Raw genomic sequence first — 19,986 nt, 5'->3', positions numbered from 1 at the left:
TCCCTTAGCACTATAAAAAAGACTAGAACAAACGTTCAACCATACCAGTTTGTCCTAGCCATTCTGTAATTTAGACATTTGTCCATTTTCTAAAAAAGGTATTAATTACTAATGACTTTCTCAATATACACTCTGCCAGAAAAGAAAGTCGCCCCGCCTCCCATATCAGCGACTCTATCAGGTGTGAGGGTATTAACGAGATGTTTCTTACCTGGCTCATCAGCCCAAAGACCTTGACTAACAACAACCCCAGGAAGTACGTTTTCTCCGACAGCAGCGGTTAACTCACATTCACCTCGATCATTAAAGATTTTTACTAAATCTCCATCTTCAATTTGATAAGCCTGCGCGTCCTTGCTATGCAAATGGAGTTTTGGTTGTTTTTCTAATTTAATATGCTTGTCATTATTTGAAAAAGTACTATTTAAAAAATTATGGTTCGGTGCTGGAACGAATAAAAATGGCGCATCCCCTTCATCTACAATTGGATTGTAGGTCGGCAGTGGATTTAAACCGTCCTTCTCCATTAATTCAGAATAAAGTTCGATTTTTCCACTTGGTGTCTTAAGTTTGCCAGGAAGTAATGGACGTACGTCTGCTTTCATAAAGCGATTTTCTTTTAGACGCTCAAAATTAATTTCCTTCATATATTCATTCTTTGTATTCGCTAAAGCGGATGTGATTAAATCCTCTTCGGAATCCTTAAATAAATCTTCAGTATATCCCATATAATGTGCTAGCTGTTGAAAAACAAGATGATTGGACCTTGACTCACCATACGGTTCTATGACTGGTTCATGTAAATGAATATAATGGTGCCAATAAGACGTGTAAAAATCTGTATTCTCATATGATGAGGTAGACGGCAAGATAATATCGGCATATTGAGCTGTTTCCGTTAAGAACAAATCATGAACAACTAAAAATAAATCTTCTCTTTCAAGCCCTTTTTTCACTAGATTACTATTTGGCGCAATAACAGCCGGATTACTACCATAAACGTACATGGAGCGGATAGGTTCATCTTTTTGTACTAAAGCTTCACCTATGAGATTCATATTAATCGATCTTGTCTGTTTATTTGCTAATAAATCGGGACGCTGCATAGCCGCGGTATTGAAAGCTAAAAACCCAGAGTTTGATTTTAGTGCGCCACCACCTTTATGCAGCCATTGGCCTGTTAGAGCAGGAAGGCAGGATATGGCACGTACATTCATCCCACCATTATCATGATGCTGCAATCCATTGCCAATCCGGATAAATGACGGGGTACTCTGACCATACTCTCTTGCTAATTGATAAAGATCATCAATAGATACCCCTGTAATAGAAGAGACTACTTCTGGCGTATATTTTTTTACATGTGTTCGTAATTGCTCATGTCCAATGGTATACGTTTCAAGAAATTCCTCATCTACCATATGCTCAGCGAACAAGATATGCATCATCCCAAGTGCAAGCGCACTATCCGTACCTGGTTTTATGGGAATAAACCAATCAGCCATTTTGCCTGTTTGATTTTTATGGACATCAATCACGATGATTTTTGCTCCATGTTTTTTTGCTTTTCGGGCAAGGATAACTTGATGCATATTCGTACTGACAGCATTAATTCCCCAAAGGATGATGAGCTTGGCTTCACTTGTTTCTTCCGGATCTGTGCCAAAGCCTCCACCCATTGTGTAACGGTAACCTTCTTTACCTGCTGCTTGACAAACTGTTTGTTCTAGTCTACTGGCACCTAAGCGGGAAAAGAATCGGCGGTCCATTCCTTCAGCAGCCACTCTACCCATATTACCGTAAAAGCTATAGGGAAGAATGCTCTCAGGGCCGTGTGTTTTAATTAAATCTTTCCATTTATCTGTAATTATTTGTAGTGCGTCATCCCAACTGATCTCCTCAAATTGAAGACTACCTTTTGGACCAGTTCGTTTGAGAGGGTGAGTTAATCTCTTTGGGTCATATAGCCGTTCAGCCATATTTCTTACTTTATTGCAAATATTCCCTTGCGTAACAGGATGGTTAGGATCGCCTTCCACTTTAATGATTTTCCCCTCTTTTTTATGTATGAGTAAACCACATTGGTCTGGACAATCAAGTGAACAAACGGACGTGAAAATGCCCTCTTTCTCGGTGTGAATCGTCATTTTGTAATCTCCTTTATTCTTGGCAAGCTTTATTGTCTATTTAGCATGTTTTTATTAATAATTATTATAATAGGTTACTTCTCTTCATCCTGCAATGATAAAATATTTATTTCTATTGACAATTCATAATTATTAACATATGATACTTTCATATTAATTAAATTCTATTCAATTCGTTGACGAGAAAGAGTAGTTGTGCACATCTTATCCAAAGAGAGTTAGCCATTTGCTGAGAGGCTGACGTTAAGACCACAATGAAAATCCTCTCTGAGAAGCAAAGCTGAAGTGAAACTAAGCTTTGACGGCATCCAACCGATAACCTGGACGCGTATGATAGTACGTAGTGAGAGCAAATACAAACCACTACAGTTGGTTTTTTTGTTTTTTAGAGGGGATATTTTAACTCGATTCTACGTATAGGAATCGAGTTTTTTTCGTATATGAATGGATATCGAAAGGGGTCTTTATAGATGAAAGAACGAGATGTGGAAAAGGAGAGGAAGATTGCTGATTATTGGCAAGAAGCACGGATATTTCAAAAGTCCATACAGCAAAGGCAAGAGGCGCCATCCTTTGTTTTTTATGAAGGCCCGCCAACAGCAAATGGTATGCCGCATGCTGGTCATGCACTTGGTCGAACGATAAAAGATTTTGTTGCCCGTTATAAAACAATGACGGGACATCAAGTTTTAAGAAAAGCAGGGTGGGACACACATGGGCTCCCTGTAGAACTTGAAGTACAAAAGAAATTACAATTGCATAGCAAAGAGGATATTGAAGCATTTGGTGTAGAAGCATTTATCGCAGAGTGTAAGAAAAGTGTATTCACATATGAAAAAGAATGGCGACAGTTTACTGAGCTATTGGGCTATTGGGTGGATATGGATAACCCTTATATCACGCTCGATAATGAGTATATTGAATCAGTTTGGCATATATTGTCACACATTCATCAAGGTGGGCGTTTATATAAAGGACATCGAGTTGTCCCGTATTGTCCTCATTGTGAAACGTCCCTAAGCTCGCATGAAGTCGCACAAGGATATAAAGATGTGCATGATCTTTCAGCAACAGTTAAATTTAAAGTGGCTGAAAATGAATACTTACTTTGTTGGACAACAACGCCTTGGACGTTACCTGGAAATGTAGCTGTAGCGGTAAACCCTAAGCTACGTTATGTGAAAGTCGAGCAAAATAATGAACGATTGATTGTTGCAGAAAGCTTGGTTTCAACTGTACTTAAAGAAGGTTACAAAGTTATCGAGTCTGTACGAGGTGAAGAATTAATAGGAATGAAGTATGTAGCACCATTTTCATTTGTGCCGCTCAACAAGGGGCATATGGTGATTGCTGCGGATTTCGTAAAGGATGATTCAGGAACTGGGTTAGTCCATATTGCCCCTGCACATGGTGAAGATGATTATCAAGCTGTAAAAGAAAATGGATTAGATTTTCTTCAAGTTGTGAATGAGAAAGGGAGATATGTGCAACAAGTTGCCCCGCTTGCAAATAAGAGAGTGAAAGAAAGTGATGTAACAATCATTCAAATGTTAGCACAGCAAAATCTACTTTATAGCAAGAGGAAGTATGAGCACAGTTATCCGTATTGCTGGAGGTGTGACAATCCACTGATTTATTATGCGATGGAAGGATGGTTCATTCGAACAACTGATGTCAAAGAAAAAATGATAGACAATAATCAAATGGTTGAGTGGTACCCAACGCATATGAAGAATGGTCGATTCGGTCACTTTCTTGACCAACTTGTTGATTGGAATATTGGAAGAAATCGTTTTTGGGGGACGCCGTTAAATGTATGGACTTGTCAAACATGCGGATTAGAAATTGCCCCAGGTTCCATGGCACAATTAAAAGAAAGAGCGATTGAAAAAGTAAATGATCGCATCGATCTGCACAAACCGTATGTTGATCGCATTCATTTGAGATGTTCTTGTGGTGGTGAAATGAAGCGAGAGAAAGAGGTCATTGATGTATGGTTTGATAGTGGTTCAATGCCATATGCTCAATATCATTATCCTTTCGAACAGACAACGCCATTTAAAGAACAATTTCCCGCCGATATTGTAATAGAGGGAGTAGATCAAACGAGAGGATGGTTCTACAGTTTACTAGCCGTATCCACCCTTTACAAAGGTGTTGCACCTTATAAAAATGTCTTATCTCTTGGCCATATATTAGATGAGCAAGGACAAAAAATGTCTAAGAGCAAAGGGAATGCTCTAAATCCTACATCGTTGATTGAAGAGTTTGGCGCAGATGCATTAAGATGGGCTCTTCTTAGTGATAGTGCCCCTTGGAATAATAAGCGATTTTCTAAAAAGACTGTTCAACAAGCAAAATCAAAAATAGTCGATACGTTGAGGAATGTTTTTTCCTTCTATGATATGTATGCAAAGATAGATGGCTTTGATTTCAGGCAACATCGAGTCAAGGAATTTGCACTCATTGACCAATGGATACTTTCTAGATTGCATCATACGATTGCGGAGGTAAGAGAAGGGTTAGAGCGTTATGACTTTTTTAAAAGTGCTAGATTACTGGCAGAATTTTTGGATGATGTGAGTAATTGGTATGTAAGACGATCCCGGCAAAGATTCTGGAAGGAAGGGTTAGATCACGACAAAAGGGCAGCGTATACAACTCTATACGAAGTACTTCTGCAATCAACACGATTATTTGCACCATTTATGCCGTTCGTCACTGATGAGATTCACCTACAATTAGTCGGCAGTAGCGTTCATCTAACTGACTACCCTAAGCAAGAGAAAAAGAAGACAAACATCCAATTAGAATCCGAAATGAAAGCTATTCGACAAATTGTTGAACTCACTAGATCAATCAGGATGTCAGCAAATATCAAAACAAAGCAACCACTTCAAACATTAATCGTAAGTGCTGTTAATGGGAAGGTTAATTTGTCATCCTATGAACAGATCATAAAAGATGAAACAAATGTAAAAGACATTGTTTATGAAAAATATGTAAATAATTTTATGATGATTGAGTTAAAAGTTAATTACGCAATTGCCGGCAAAAAGTTCGGTAAAAGAGTAAAAATGATTGAGCAGGTAATAAAAGGATTAACTGCCCATGAAAAAGATAGGTTACTGACGGATGGAATAGTAAATATAGAAAAAGATGGAGAAATGCTCTTTTTAGAAAATGAGGATGTGTTAGTAGAGAAAAAAGCAAAACACCCATACAGGTTTGCGGAAGGAAAAGATTGTACAGTCCTACTGGATATCGGATTAACAGAAGAGCTTTTGCAGGAAGGGTTAGTGAGGGAAGTAATTAGAGAAGTGCAAAACACTCGAAAAAAGAAAGGGTTAGCGGTTGAATTACGTATTCATCTAACAATGTTTGGCAATGAAAGGGTTTTAAGTGTATTAGAGAAGTTTTCAGCGCTTTTACAAGAATCATTACTTGTCCAGACAATTACATTAGCAGAAGTTGAAGAAATGACAAATCTTGATGTAGATGGAGAAACAATCAAAATCAAAATAGACCATTAAACAATGAAAAATCACAGCCAATGGCGGATGGCTGTGATTTTTACTGGGGGATATGTTGTTTAACCATTCATCACGTATCCATGTCCCTACAAAAAGTGTAATGGTAACCTTTTAGTATAGGCTTTGATTAATAAGCTATTAAAGTTTCGTCTGATGAGAATGCGACTGAATTTGAATAGTGGATGAATGATATTTCAACAATAAGTATTTGATGTAGGCTTGTAGGTTAAATTCATTATTCTTAACAAAATACGAAAAGTTAGTTCTTTTCAAGCTTAATCACAACCTTTTATATGTACTAAATAAAATGATCACCATTGAATATACCGGCCCCACCTTCGCCAAGTACGTTGATAGCCACACTTGCTATCCGCCTAATACTTAGTATATATGAAAACGCTTACATAAACAATAAAAAATTTTCTCTTTATTTCGACAAAAAAATAAGTAAAATGAGCATACTTTATTGGAGGATTATAGGCTATAATTGCTTAGGTAGTCGAAATATAATATATTCATTTTTTTGAGGAAGAAGGTTAAACATGCATACGTTAGGAGGCAAGCTTTGGACCAGACAGTATATCATGGCCCTTATGCTTACTTTTTTATTTTTTTTAAGTTTACAATCCTTGTTAGGGGGATTTCCAATCTATGTTACTACATTAAGTAATAACCCGACATATGGAGGGTTAATGACAACAGCATTTATGATTGCTGCTGTTATATCTAGGCTTTTCTTAGGCTTATGCTTACGGTATTTGAATCAAAAAGCGTTATTAATTCTATCTTTAATAGGTATGTTGTTGTTTATTTTTGTGACAACATTCACAAATTCTATCGTTCTATTCACTATCCTTCGCATACTACAAGGAATTGCTTTCGGTTTTATTACTACTTTATTAGCAACAATAACCACAAATTTAATTCCTGACCACCGTTTAGGTGAAGGAATCGGTTATTTTGGGTTAGCTACTAGTGTAGGTACAACAAGCGGACCTTTTTTGGCTATTTCAATGATTAATGTTTATTCATTTGAATCCGTTTTGTACTTTTCTCTTATTCTTATTATAGTGATTACAATTGGTAGTCTTGCGCTTAAAACTTCTCAAAACATAAATCAGCAGGCAGTTAGTAAATTGTCAATTGTTGAATCTGCTTTTGATTCACGCGCTTTTTTACCATGCTTTTTAGTATTATTATTTTATTTTACGTTTGCTGGAGTGGTGAATTTTATTGAAGGCTTAGGAAGTTCTATTGGAGTTGGGGAACAAACCTCTTTATTCTTTCTCATCTTAGTGGCGATGCTCATTATCATTCGCCCATTTTCAGGGAAAATTTTCGATCGCTTTGGACATGCTTATTTAATATATAGCGCAACAATTGCAGCATTTATCGGGTTGTTACTGATTGCATTTGCTAAAGGTGTTTCAACATTATTTATTGCCGCTGTTTTTTATGGCATTGCATATGGTGTCATGCAACCGACATTCCAAGCTTGGGCTGTTAGCCTCGTACCAAAAGAAAAAAGAGCGACGGCTAACGCCATGAGCTTAAGTTTTATGGATATGGGTTTAGCAATGGGTGCACTACTGCTTGGTATCGCTGCAAACGAAAAGGGATACGGTTTTATGTACATCCTATCTTCTTTACTAGCCGTCGTTATCTTTCTGCTCTATTTTGTTGCTCATATAAGAAGAAAAACCAAATTAACGCCATTGCCATCTCATAACAGAAAAGCTTCGTAAATGGATAATGTCTTGGTATTCTTTGTCATTGCTTTCTTTCTTATCATGTTTCTTATCCATATTTTTGGGGGAAAGTAACGTCATAATCTTCTATAGGCTGAAAGGATAATGACAATGAACTTAAAAGCTGGTAAATTATTTTGGCCAATGACAATGAACGACGTGAAAAAGTATGGCTGCTTGCAGGAGAATAAGAACTGTGATGTGTGTATTATTGGCAGCGGTTCGAGTGGGGCTTTTCTTGCTTACCATTTAGCGAAAGAAAACATTAGAACGATCGTCATTGATAAACGAAAAATCGGTATGGGTAGTTCCTCTGCAAATACTGGATTACTACAATATAGTAATGATAAATCATTTACATCTTATATTAACTCTTTTGGCTTAAGTAAAGCGAAAAGCATTTAAAAAACTGCTTTGAATCAATATCTCATTATGAAACCAACATTCTGCCAACTTTAGAGGATAATCCAGATTTTTTTAAAAGAAAAAGCTTATATTTTGCATCTAAAAGAGAAGATATGAAAATGCTGAAAAAAGAGTTTGCCAATTTACAAGCTCATCAGTTTCCTGTGCGTTTTTTATCAAGGAGAGATATGAGAGATCGTTGGTCCTTTGAAAAAGAAGGTGCCATTGTTACTGAAGGAGATGCTGAGATTAATATATTTAACAATATTCACTATTTACTAAGTGCGGCTAGTAAAAAAGGAGTAGAGATTTTTGAAGAAAGTGAAATTGTAGGCCAAAAATGGGGAAAAGATACGGTCAAATTATATACTGATAATAAAAGCGTTATTCAAACGAAATATGTAATTTATGCGACAGGGTATGAAGCTCAGATGGATATAGCTGAAAAAAATGCAATGATTGTGAGCACATATGCTTTAGCTACAAACCCAGTTGATTATCAATGGCCAGAAGATATGTTCATTTGGGAAACTGCCAGACCCTATTTGTATTTACGCCGTACATTAGATAAAAGAATCATTATTGGAGGCCTTGATGAGTCAACTTCAGACTCTAGAAAAAGAGATAGGATGTTAGTTCAGAAAAGGGATCAATTATTAAAACAATTACTTTTGTTGTTTCCCATGTTAAAAGACAAGTTAGAACCTGCCTATTACTGGACAGGCTTTTTTGGAGAGACTCATAATGGCTTACCAATGATCAAACAACATCCGAATTACTCAAACGGGTATTATCTTCTCACATATGGTGGCAATGGCACGGTATACAGTATGATTCTATCGGATTTAATGAAGAAATTTATTGTCAATGGAGACTCAAAGGGTATGGAACTATACTATCATTAGAGCGATATAGTGAGAAAGTTCACACAGTTTGTTTAATAATAGGATTGATTGTAATCACCCTTATCGTTTTGTATAATCACAGATGAGGGTTATTCTATTCTTGACTAAAGTATCAGTCAAGGAAAAATGAAAGACGAAAGGACCAATTAAATGAGTAAACAACAAATAGGTGTTATTGGATTAGCAGTAATGGGGAAAAACCTTGCTTTGAATATAGAAAGTCGTGGCTTCTCAGTAGCTGTTTTTAACCGTTCTTATGAAAAAACAGAAGCATTCTTACAAAATGAAGCAAAGGACAAGAACTTTACTGGCGCTGAAACTATTGAAGATTTTGTTCAATCACTGGAAACACCAAGAAAAATCTTGTTAATGGTTAAAGCGGGTGCAGCGACAGATGCGACAATTGAATCGCTAAAGCCATATCTTGAAAAAGGCGATATCTTAATTGACGGTGGTAATACATATTTTGAAGATACCATCCGCCGTAATCAAGAATTAGCAGAAGAAGGCTATCATTTTATTGGTACAGGCGTTTCTGGTGGTGAAGAGGGAGCTTTAAAAGGACCTTCAATCATGCCAGGTGGTAAGAAGGAAGCATTTGACCTTGTACAACCGATTTTTGAAGCTATTTCTGCTAAAGTAAATGGCGATCCTTGCTGTACATACATTGGTCCAAACGGGGCTGGTCATTATGTGAAAATGGTTCATAATGGGATTGAATATGGTGATATGCAGTTGATTTCTGAAGCTTATTTTATTCTCAAACATGTACTTGGTTTAGAAGCGAATGAACTTCATGAGACATTTGCAGAATGGAACAAGGGTGAGTTAGATAGCTATTTAATTGAAATTACAGCTGATATCTTTACAAAAGTAGATGACGAAACTGGCAAACCACTTGTTGATGTGATTCTCGATAAAGCGGGACAAAAAGGGACAGGTAAATGGACAAGTCAAAATGCTTTAGATCTTGGGGTGCCTCTTCCGATTATTACAGAATCTGTATTTGCAAGGTTCATTTCCGCAATGAAGGAAGAAAGAGTTCATGCGAGCAAGATTCTTGCAGGACCTAAAGAGGACACCTATAGTGGAGACCGTACGGAGTTAATAGAAGCTGTTAGACAAGCATTATATATGAGTAAAATTGTCTCTTATGCACAAGGGTTTGCTCAAATGCGGGCAATGTCTGATGAACAGAATTGGGATTTGAAATATGGCGATATTGCTATGATTTTCCGCGGAGGTTGTATCATTCGTGCCCAATTCTTACAAAAAATTAAAGATGCTTATGATCGTGAACCAGCATTAGCAAATTTATTATTGGATCCTTATTTTAAGGAAATCGTTGAAAGCTACCAGTCTTCATTAAGAAAAGTTCTTTCTATTGCTATTGAACAAGGTATTCCTGTACCTGCATTCTCGAGTGCTATTGCTTATTTTGATAGCTATAGAACGGCAACATTACCAGCTAATCTACTGCAAGCACAAAGAGACTATTTTGGAGCACATACGTATCAGCGAGTAGATAAAGAAGGAACGTATCATACTAATTGGATGGAAAAGTAAAGAATGAAACTAGAAACGATTACCAGCTTTAGTATGGTATAATGTTAAAGGAAGCTAGAAAGGGAGGTATTTTACAATGAAATTTTTCATTGATACAGCAAATTTAGATGAAATTAAACAAGCATACAAGTTAGGTGTCCTTTCAGGCGTAACAACTAACCCTTCACTTGTAGCTAAAGAAGGCATTAAGTTTGAAACAAGAATTGAGGAAATCCTTCAAACTGTACCAGAATTAGAATCAGTATCTGCTGAGGTCACTCCTTCTGCAGAAACAGCTGAACAAATGATTGCAGAGGCTGAGGAACTGATTAAGATAAATAATGGTGATAAGAACATTACTATTAAAGTGCCAATGACAATGGCAGGCCTTGAAGCAACAAGATATTTATCCAAAAAAGGTGTTAAAACAAACGTCACATTAATCTTTACTGTGAACCAAGCATTACTTGCTGCAAGAGCTGGTGCTACTTATGTTTCACCATTCTTAGGCAGACTTGATGATATCTCAGAAGACGGGATTAACCTCGTTGCTAAAATAGCTGAGTTATTCCGGATTCATCAAATAGATGCTCAAATTATCGCTGCATCTGTTAGACATCCGGATCATGTCACAAGAGCTGCATTAGCAGGTGCTCATATTGCGACAATTCCGTACAAAGTAATTGAGCAGTTAACGAAGCATCCATTGACAGATCAAGGGATGGAGAAGTTCGCTGCTGATTGGAAAACAGTATAAGCTTTTTTAAACCCTCTCCTTCATTTTTAGGAGAGGGCTTTTTGATTAGTCTGTTGTTCTATACGAATTAGAAAATTATTGATTTTGCGTGCCCAACAATCTTGTGAGGAGAATGGGTTACATAGTAATTAGAGCAGAACTAAAAAGAGTATGTGCGCAAGCTTCGATAATGAAATGGGAATATATAGCTGAAAAACATCCTTTTCTCTGTCCATTCACCCTTTCTGGTAAAAGGAAATGGCAGAAAATTTATACATAACTCTTTGCCAAATAATTAAAGACACTCAACATTCGACTTGTGTTCCCCAGTAGAAGTTTGGTTATTCGACTTGTTCATCCTCTGTATGCTTTTCTCTTTCTTGAATAGTCACCCAATCATTGAAACGACCACTTCCTTCGCATCCTGGACAAAAGAGTGTATCAGAATGTAGGGAGTACATAAGGCTAGGATATAATAAAAAGCCTTGTCCGTAGCATTCTGGGCATCTATTACTTCGTTTCATCTTTTCTAAATGTTTATGTTCTCGCGCATTTTTCCATTGATTAAAAGATTTACCTAGACTCATCGGCTTCACCTCTGATCATCGCTTTTTAATGAAGCGATAAATTGTCGTGATGCTAGACAAACTACTGTTAAACTTCATGCTTCAATTATGAAAGGACTTGAATATACCCGTACATCTTATAGCGAGCAAAAGTTTTTAACCATTTCTGTTAATTATTATATTAAAAAGAATTATTTTTGCTCATACTTTATGAGAGGAAATGAAAAATATTTTGTTAGATTAACGAAACTTTCGGGCAGCGAATCTATTTGGTATAATAGAAGAGTATAATAGGTTCAATTCATTTAAAGGAGTCTTGTCAATGGAAGTATTAAATCAGTTGTTATCCACCTATGCATCATTTTTTGATTGGTCAATGTGGAAAGAGGTTCTTACAGATCCTGTTTCTTGGGGATATATAGGTACACTCATTGTCCTAGAAGGTCTATTATCAGCTGATAATGCATTGGTATTAGCCGTTATGGTTAAGCATTTGCCGAAGGAGCAGCAAAAAAAAGCACTTACTTATGGCTTAATTGGCGCTTATTTTTTCAGATTTCTCTTTATCGGTTTAGGTATGTGGCTGATTAAATTTTGGTGGATTAAAGTACTAGGAGCCGCTTATTTAGCTTACTTAGTGATTAAACAATTTTGGCTTAAAACCCCTGAAGAAGATATTGACGGAGTAAAGAAAGACGGTTGGATGATTCGTACTTTTGGTGTTTTTTGGGGAACGGTTATTTCAGTAGAGTTAATGGATTTAGCTTTTTCTGTAGATAGTATATTGGCTGCCTTTGCTGTTTCAGATAAAGTATGGATTTTGTTAATTGGAGGTATGCTGGGTATTTTAATGATGCGTACAGTAGCTAAGTTATTTTTAGTGCTAATTGATAAGATTCCTGAGTTAGAGACAACAGCTTTTATTCTTATTGGAATCATTGCAATTAAAATGTTATTAAGTGTGTTCCATATAGAGATTGGACATCTATTATTTTTTAGTATTATCATTGCAGCCTTCGTTATCACATTTTTTGTTCATATTTATCATAATAAACAAGGTGGACATGATCACGTGGCATAAGAAAAAGGCTAAGATTCCAAAAGGAAAACTTAGCCTTTTTGCTTGTCTTATTTATTAAGAATAGTTTCTTCCACATCTTCAATGATTTGTGTATTCGCTATTGTTCCAGTGTATAACCACCCTGTGTCTCTAGAGAATTCATACACATTCTCATTTTTCACTGCCGGAATATTTGCCCATAATGGATCAGATAAGACTTCTGCACCTTCACCATCGCTATTAATAAAGAATAGGTGGTCAACATCCATATCTGCTAATTTTTCTAATGAAATCGCAGACCAGTTTCCAGTAGCATCTGCTGAAATTTCTTCAACGACAGAAGGAACGGCCATACCTAAATCATTATAAATTACATCACCTGCAGAAAGATCCTTACTTACGACAAATAAACTGTTATTCACTAACCAAATAGCTGCAGCAGATTCACCAGCATGATCTTTTTGTAGCTCCTCTTCAACTTGTGCTGCTTTATCTTCGTACTCTTTAAGAACTTCAGTTGCCTTATCTTCTTTACCGAAGATTTCACCAACTGTTTCAAGTTCTGTACGCCAATCACTATTTTCTTCTTCACCAATCACGTAAGTTGGAGCAATTTTCGCATATTGATCATATTTACCACCTTCAACCATACCTGCTCCATCCATAATTATTAAATCTGGATTTTGACTAGATACAGCTTCTAAAGGTAAATCATGAGCAATTGTAGGTACATCTTTTAAATATTCTTGAAGGTATTCTTGTTTGCCGTTAGCAACTGACCATTGTACAATAGGTGTAATGCCTAAAGCGACAAGATGATCTTCTAAGTATGTAGCAACTACTCGTTCAGGATTAGCAGGAATTGTTACTTCGTTTCCTAATGCATCAGTTAATACACGATCCTCGGTTTGCTCAGCTGCTTGGTTTGAGTCATTGTTACTATTTTCAGCATCCTCATTACCACAACCAAAAAGGGCAAGAGATGTTGTAATTGTAGCAATTAATAATAAGTTTTTTTTCTTGTGAGATAAAAACAAGATGTTAACCTCCTAAATGAACTATGATATAATTAGCCTATGCAAATGATAACAATTATCACTATCGATTACAAGATATTTCTTGCACAACTTCATGAAAGAGAGATACATAATGGCTTTACTTAATGGAACAAATACGAGTAGAAATCGTTTTTTTGCGATTATGATCGTCACATTTGGTACAATCATCCTTTGTTTATCGATGGCTGTTTCCATTGCTTTTGGTGCAGTGAATATTAATCTTTCAACTGTATGGGAAAGTGTTGTATCATATGACCCATCTAAAACGACGCATCAAATTATTATTAATTTAAGGATGCCTCGAGTAGTGGCAGCAGCACTAGTTGGATCTGCACTTGCCATTGCCGGAGCAATTATGCAAGGGATGACAAGAAACCCACTAGCTTCACCATCCATTATGGGGGTTACCTCTGGGGCTACATTTGCTATTGCAATGGCTTTAGCCTTTTTTACCTCTTTAAGTCCGATTGGAACCATGTTTGCTGCGTTTATCGGTGCAAGCATTGGAGCAGGGCTTGTTTTTGGTATCGGAATGCTATCACGAAATGGGCTGACTCCTGTTAAACTGGCTCTTGCCGGTTCCGCTATTACGGCCCTTTTAAGTTCTATCTCATCTGCAATTGCCATTCACTTTAATGTCGCAAAAGATTTAAGCTTTTGGTATGCAGGTGGTGTGGCTGGTATCCAGTGGGAAAGTGTTGGCCCTGCTATTCCTGTTTTTATTATAAGTATTATCCTAGCAATTATGATTAGCAGTTCCATTACTGTCTTAAGTATGGGTGAAGATGTTGCTATCGGACTAGGGCAAAAGACAGGTTTGATCCGCACAATTGGTTTTTTAGTTGTTTTGCTCTTAACTGGAGCAGCAGTTTCTATATCGGGTACGATTGGATTTGTGGGTCTCGTGATCCCACATATGATTAGGTTTTTAGTTGGAACAGATTACCGCTTAATCATTCCTTGCTCCGCAGTATTAGGTGGTCTACTACTTGTGTTAGCGGATATTGGTGCGAGAATGATTAATCCTCCTTTTGAAACACCAGTTGGTGCTATCATGGCATTGATCGGTGTACCTTTCTTTCTTTATTTAGCAAGAAGGGAGGGTGGAAGATAATGATGTATAAATCTAGAAAACAAAAATGGAAAGTGGTTGTATTCTTTCTAACGATATTATTAGCTTTACTATTCATTGCTAGTTTGAGCTTTGGAGCCAGTTTTATTTCACCCGTTGCTATTTTCAACAGTGTATTATCTTCTACACCTGGTCAATATGATTTAGTCCTTTTCGAATTTCGTTTACCAAGGATTGTTCTAGCCATTTTAATTGGTATTGGCATGGCAGTTTCTGGTGCGATATTACAAAGTGCGACTCAAAACGGTCTAGCTGATCCGGGGATATTAGGAATTAATAGTGGTGCTGGATTTGCTGTAATTTTGTACATCTTTTTTACACAAGGTATTAGATTTGAATCTGAGTTATTACAACTGTATATTCTGCCTATATTTGCATTATGTGGGGCGCTGCTTGCAGCATTTTTGATTTATATTTTCTCGTGGAAAAAGTCTTCTGGTGTTACACCTATTAGGTTAATCTTAGTAGGTATAGGTATTAATGCGGCTTTTTCTGCGTTAATTATTATCCTCCAATTAAAAATGGACCCCCGTTCTTTTACACAAGCAACTGTTTGGTTATCGGGTAATATTTCTGGGGTGAGTTGGAGTTATAGTTATGCTCTTTTACCATGGTTAATTGTGCTGTTACCCATTGTGTTATTCAAGGCAAGGTATTTAAATGTTCTCACACTAGGGGATGCGATGTCTACTGGCTTAGGTGTCAATGTCAATCGTCAAAGAAAATGGTTATTATTACTTGCTGTTGGACTAGCTGGTTCTTGTGTGGCTGTTGGTGGTGGCATTTCATTCTTAGGTCTAGTGGCTCCTCAACTAGCAAAAAAACTCGTAGGGCCAAGAAACGAAATTTTATTACCTGTTTCAGCGTTAGTCGGTGCGGTGTTACTACTCTTTTCAGATCTTGTTTCACGTACCATTTTAGCACCTTCAGAAATTCCAATTGGCTTAGTCGTTTCTGCAATTGGCGCACCTTACTTTATTTATTTATTAATTAAAAGCTAAATCGACCATACTATCGTTAACAATAGATGAAGGGTATGAGCACATGGCTAAAACGGAAGAAAATAATAGTAAGGAAATCGACCATCTCAACTCTATGCTTGCAGCTGTAATGAATTATTTAACAGATGAAACAGTCGAGGAGATAGACTTTGATTATCTTCTTGATTCTACTGAAGGACTGAGACAGTGGTGGAATGAGTATGAAGAAAGACATAAGAAGGAAATTGCAAAAGAAATTAAACAATCTTTAGAGGGTTTATCTTTAAAAGAATTACTGCAAATCAAAAAACAAATCACACCTTAAAGTCTTCACAGTAAAAGTGGAGGCTTCTTTCTTTTTATATATGTAATAAAATTATTTAACATTATTTTTGTAATTAAGAAGCAATTAGTTGTTTTCAACATACGTCTCTGATAATATTTTTTACAGTTCTATACTTTATACATAATGTGAAGGGGAAAAATATGCTTACATTGTTCGTTGGCATTACAATGATACTTATTTACGGCTTAACTTGTTACTATATTGGCTTTAATACATGGCGTTGGTTAAGTAAAACTTTTTCTTTTCGATTCAAAAAAACATTTATCGTGGTTGTTTTTCTTCTTGCAATATCATTTTTTGTTGGATTTGCGATTCATCTGCCGGTCATTGAATGGATTGGTGGATATTGGCTTGTCATTGTTGGCTATGGTATTCTCCTATTACCGATTATCAATTTGCTTTATTTTATTTCAAAGAAAAATGCTAAATTTTTCTCTTACTCAGGTTGGGCGATTGTTGCGTTTTTTACGTTTGTCTTTGTATATGGTACATATAATGCATGGACTCCGATTGTGAGAGACTATCAAATAACAATCGATCAACCGACAGAAGCAAAAGAAGGGAAGTTAAAGGTTTTATTAGCGGCAGATTTGCATCTGGGTACGATTATAGGAAATAATCATCTTGAAAAGTTGGTGAAAATAGCGAACCAGGAGAAACCTGATATTATTCTTATACCTGGTGATATTATTAATGATGATATTACCCCATATGTAGAACAGGAAATGAATAAAACGATGGCAAAACTAGAAGCCCCACTTGGTGTTTTTGCTTCTCCTGGTAACCATGATTATTATGGTGGTGATAATGAACAGTTGAAAAAGGAATTAAATGATATCGGTATTCATTATTTAATGGATGAAGCAGAAATTGTAAATGACCAATTTGTAGTAATTGGCAGAGAGGATTTAACGAACCCAAATAGAAAAACCATAGAGGAACTTATTGCTACGAATAAAACAAAAGATTTACCCGTTATTGTATTAGATCATCAGCCTCATGAGATTACAGAAGCACAAGTGGCTGGAGCAGATGTGATATTATCTGGTCATACACATAGGGGGCAGTTATTTCCAGCAAATTTAATTACTGCGAAATTGTTCGAGAATGATTGGGGTTATATGCAAAAAGAGCAATTACATTCTTTTACTACTTCAGGATTCGGATTATGGGGGCCAACACTACGTATAGGATCTCAATCAGAAGTAATGATCATTGAAATAGATTTTCGATAAAAAACCATCTCCAGAGATAATGCTGGAGATGGTTTTCCTATGTTTGTCTATTTAAATAAATTCAGGAGGAATATCATTTAATTTGGTTACTTTCCCATATATCATACTCACCGCTGCCATTACAGCTTGCACAGTAGTAGGCATCGTCGTCCATAAACATATATTCTTGACCAGCAAAATATTGAAATCCCTTTCCACGACAATCAGGGCATTTTTCGAGATCTTTCATCTTCTCTACGTGATTAGCATATCTTGTTTCACGCCACTCGTTAAAAGCATTGAGTAATCCCATGAAAGTCCCTCCTTACTTTTTCTACTAGTTTGCATCAAAGTGTGGAGAGATATACCTACTTTATTTTTTTAATGTGTCTTCACAATTAGAAGTAATCTTTCTCTTTTTAGTAGTCCAAACAAGAAGTGTGGGTAATAAGAAACCACGAACAACAAAAGTATCCAGTAAGATACCAATAGCCATCGTCATTCCGAAAAGATATAATTCGTGTAGAGGTTGTGTGATAAGCACTGCAAAAGTTGCTGCTAATATAACCCCTGCAGACGAGATGACCCCACCTGTTAGCGTCACTCCTTCTTTCACAGCTTGAATCCATTCAACTTCTTGTGCTCTTTCCTTAATTCTTGCTAGCAACATAATATTATAATCAATTCCAAGGGCTACCATAAAAACAAATGTATAGACGGGTATTCGATAGCTGATGGCATCTAGCCCTAGTAAGTATTTAAATATCAACCAACTGAAGCCTAATGAGGCAAAATAAGATAGTAAAATAGTTGCTACCATAAGGAACGCCAATTTAAATGATTTGGTTTGAATTAATAGTAGCCCTATCAGCAGTAGGGTAACAAGTGTTATCAAAACGATAGTATCCCGTTGATTCATCGATTGGATATCAACTAATTTAGCCGTTTGTCCGATTAAATATAGTTGAGTTTCTTCAGAATCAAAACCAGCATTTTTCATTAACTCATCTTTTTGTTGCAACAAGCTTTCCACCGTATCCATACTCGATTGTTCATAAGGGTGATCATCTAGTATAATTTGAAAGGAAAAACTATTTAGAGAATCTGATTGAAAACCTTTTGGTAATGATACTTGTTCAGATACCATCTCATCTGTAATGGAAGGCGAAATAGTTGATATTCTTTCTGTTTCTTCTATACTTTTTGCCAACGCCTGCAAACTTGCTACATTTTCTCCAACATTGTTTGTCGCAATTTGATCTTGATGTACTAACACTGTTAACGGCGCTAATTGTCCGGCTGGATAGTTCTCTTCTAAGATTTCGAAACCTACACGTGAGGATAAATCTTCGGGAAACGATTTTAATAAATTATAAGAAGGACTAATCGTGCTGAATTGATAAGCACTAAGCCCAAAAATAATTAATAGTAAAACAGCCATTCTTTTTGGGTATGTCACAATCAATTGACTAGCTTTTTCCCAAAACGGATGCTTATTAGTATCTGCTGCATCCATTTGAGGAATAAATGGCCAAAAGGCTTTTCTTCCAAATAAGGCAAACATGCTGGGAATCAAGGTTAAACCTGCTAATAAGATTAATATGACAGCTACAGCAAACACTGGTGCAAAATGATTATAGGGCTTAAAAACAGTAAAAAATAATGTCAGCATTGCCATTAAAATAGTACCGCCACTAAAGAAAATAGGCTCAGCTAAAGGTGTAGCGGCATGGTGCATCGCTTCATAATGAGACGGATATTTCTTCAATTCACTTCGATACCTAGAAAAAATAAAAAGACTATAATCAGTTATGACAGCAAATAGAAGGACGAGCATAATAGAGATACTGGCACTATCGACAGTAAACCAATCCCATTTTCCTGCTATACCAAGGATGCGGTCAATCACACCATATGCGATTAAGGCAATTATTACTGGTATGATTGCAATGATTGGTGAACGGTAAATAACCATCAGTAAAAAGAATATTAGTAAGATGGTTGTAATCATAAGCACAAAGTCTTCATTTTTAAAAAGGGTCACTGTATCAGCGGATATACCTGCTGGTCCTGTTATTTCGAACTGAATATCTGTTGCTCCCATTCGTGTGAATTGTTTACGTAAAGAGTCAAATGCCTGATTAGCGACATCAGAATCTATATTTTCTTTTAAAGATGCATTTATAATTAAAGTGGATTGATCTTTAGAAAACATTTGATTTTGTATAGATTCATTAAATTGATGAAAAGGGAGGGCAGAAGAAAATGCTTCTGGCTTGTCATCAGTTGTTAACCATTCACTAAAAGAAGTAATTTTATCTCGATCTTCAACTTTAAGACCACCTTCACGGTGGAAAACGAGTAAAGCAGTTAATCCATCATCTGATGGATATTCTTCTTCATATAAGTCTTGAGCGATTTCTGATGGCATTTTGCCAGATATACTGCTTTCACTACTATTTGAAGCATATTCTTTAGAACCAGGTGCAGTAAAACTTAATAGGATCATAATGACGATCCAAAAGAATATGACCCATTTAGCTCCTTTTTTACTGCTGGAAAATTGCACGATTTTTTTTAATGATTTCATTATTCGTTTCATCTCCTTCAA

At 36.3% G+C, this 19,986-nt stretch carries 16 protein-coding genes; 11 read left to right on the top strand and 5 right to left on the bottom strand.

The window, feature by feature from the left end; genetic code table 11:
* Positions 1–101 precede the first annotated feature (101 nt).
* Positions 102–2,147: a molybdopterin-dependent oxidoreductase gene (locus LG276_RS13500; RefSeq protein WP_251161770.1), complete on the bottom strand. Its 2,046-nt coding sequence runs from the start codon at positions 2,145–2,147 to the stop codon at positions 102–104.
* A 470-nt stretch (positions 2,148–2,617) separates the two neighbouring features.
* Here LG276_RS13500 and ileS point away from each other — a divergent pair, with 470 nt between their 5' ends.
* From ileS to fsa, 6 genes are all read left to right on the top strand, one after another.
* Positions 2,618–5,680 carry an isoleucine--tRNA ligase gene (ileS, locus tag LG276_RS13495; RefSeq protein WP_251161769.1) on the top strand — a complete coding sequence of 1,021 codons (3,063 nt, stop codon included), beginning with the start codon at positions 2,618–2,620 and terminating at the stop codon, positions 5,678–5,680.
* Positions 5,681–6,222: 542 nt separating this feature from the next.
* Entirely contained in the window at positions 6,223–7,425 is a 1,203-nt protein-coding gene (locus LG276_RS13490; protein ID WP_251161768.1) for an MFS transporter, read from the top strand.
* 114 nt (positions 7,426–7,539) lie between these two features.
* A complete protein-coding gene (locus tag LG276_RS13485) occupies positions 7,540–7,833 on the top strand; it encodes an FAD-dependent oxidoreductase (RefSeq protein WP_251161767.1) in 294 nt (97 codons plus the stop codon).
* 17 nt (positions 7,834–7,850) lie between these two features.
* The gene (locus LG276_RS13480; RefSeq protein WP_308937071.1) at positions 7,851–8,738 is read left to right on the top strand and encodes an FAD-dependent oxidoreductase; all 888 of its coding nucleotides are present in this window, start codon (positions 7,851–7,853) and stop codon (positions 8,736–8,738) included.
* A 150-nt stretch (positions 8,739–8,888) separates the two neighbouring features.
* Positions 8,889–10,304 (top strand): NADP-dependent phosphogluconate dehydrogenase, encoded by a 1,416-nt coding sequence (gene gndA / locus LG276_RS13475; protein WP_224938415.1) that lies wholly within the window; start codon positions 8,889–8,891, stop codon positions 10,302–10,304.
* 76 nt (positions 10,305–10,380) lie between these two features.
* Positions 10,381–11,040: a fructose-6-phosphate aldolase gene (gene fsa / locus LG276_RS13470; protein WP_224938414.1), complete on the top strand. Its 660-nt coding sequence runs from the start codon at positions 10,381–10,383 to the stop codon at positions 11,038–11,040.
* Positions 11,041–11,360: 320 nt separating this feature from the next.
* On the opposite strand, the gene LG276_RS13465 is transcribed toward fsa, so the two are convergent.
* Positions 11,361–11,606: a methionine aminopeptidase gene (locus LG276_RS13465; RefSeq protein WP_095373030.1), complete on the bottom strand. Its 246-nt coding sequence runs from the start codon at positions 11,604–11,606 to the stop codon at positions 11,361–11,363.
* 301 nt (positions 11,607–11,907) lie between these two features.
* Between LG276_RS13465 and LG276_RS13460 the strand changes: the two genes are divergently transcribed.
* Positions 11,908–12,666, top strand: a complete 759-nt coding sequence (locus LG276_RS13460; RefSeq protein ID WP_224938413.1) for a TerC family protein — start codon at positions 11,908–11,910, stop codon at positions 12,664–12,666.
* Positions 12,667–12,713: 47 nt separating this feature from the next.
* On the opposite strand, the gene LG276_RS13455 is transcribed toward LG276_RS13460, so the two are convergent.
* The gene (locus tag LG276_RS13455; RefSeq protein WP_251161765.1) at positions 12,714–13,682 is read right to left on the bottom strand and encodes an ABC transporter substrate-binding protein; all 969 of its coding nucleotides are present in this window, start codon (positions 13,680–13,682) and stop codon (positions 12,714–12,716) included.
* Between the two features lie 112 nt (positions 13,683–13,794).
* Here LG276_RS13455 and LG276_RS13450 point away from each other — a divergent pair, with 112 nt between their 5' ends.
* The 4 genes from LG276_RS13450 to LG276_RS13435 all read left to right on the top strand — a co-directional run bounded on the left by LG276_RS13450 (position 13,795) and on the right by LG276_RS13435 (position 17,396).
* On the top strand, positions 13,795–14,817 hold the full coding sequence (locus LG276_RS13450) for an iron ABC transporter permease (protein ID WP_224938411.1): 1,023 nt from the start codon (positions 13,795–13,797) through the stop codon (positions 14,815–14,817).
* A gap of 2 nt (positions 14,818–14,819) precedes the next feature.
* Entirely contained in the window at positions 14,820–15,836 is a 1,017-nt protein-coding gene (locus LG276_RS13445; RefSeq protein ID WP_373370916.1) for a FecCD family ABC transporter permease, read from the top strand.
* Positions 15,837–15,879: 43 nt separating this feature from the next.
* The gene (locus tag LG276_RS13440; protein WP_251161763.1) at positions 15,880–16,140 is read left to right on the top strand and encodes a hypothetical protein; all 261 of its coding nucleotides are present in this window, start codon (positions 15,880–15,882) and stop codon (positions 16,138–16,140) included.
* Positions 16,141–16,301: 161 nt separating this feature from the next.
* A complete protein-coding gene (locus tag LG276_RS13435) occupies positions 16,302–17,396 on the top strand; it encodes a metallophosphoesterase (protein WP_251161762.1) in 1,095 nt (364 codons plus the stop codon).
* A gap of 73 nt (positions 17,397–17,469) precedes the next feature.
* Here LG276_RS13435 and LG276_RS13430 read toward each other — a convergent pair whose 3' ends face one another.
* Together LG276_RS13430 and LG276_RS13425 are read right to left on the bottom strand one after the other, a co-directional pair.
* Positions 17,470–17,688 carry a methionine aminopeptidase gene (locus LG276_RS13430; RefSeq protein ID WP_095373037.1) on the bottom strand — a complete coding sequence of 73 codons (219 nt, stop codon included), beginning with the start codon at positions 17,686–17,688 and terminating at the stop codon, positions 17,470–17,472.
* Positions 17,689–17,748: 60 nt separating this feature from the next.
* Positions 17,749–19,965: an MMPL family transporter gene (locus LG276_RS13425; protein ID WP_404292153.1), complete on the bottom strand. Its 2,217-nt coding sequence runs from the start codon at positions 19,963–19,965 to the stop codon at positions 17,749–17,751.
* Between the last annotated feature and the right edge of the window lie 21 nt (positions 19,966–19,986).

The sequence above is a fragment of the Cytobacillus kochii genome (assembly GCF_044790165.1).
Lineage (GTDB): Bacteria > Bacillota > Bacilli > Bacillales > Cytobacillaceae > Cytobacillus > Cytobacillus kochii.
The sequence above is the reverse complement of the archived record's forward strand: the minus strand, read 5'-3'. Positions and strand labels throughout refer to the sequence as shown.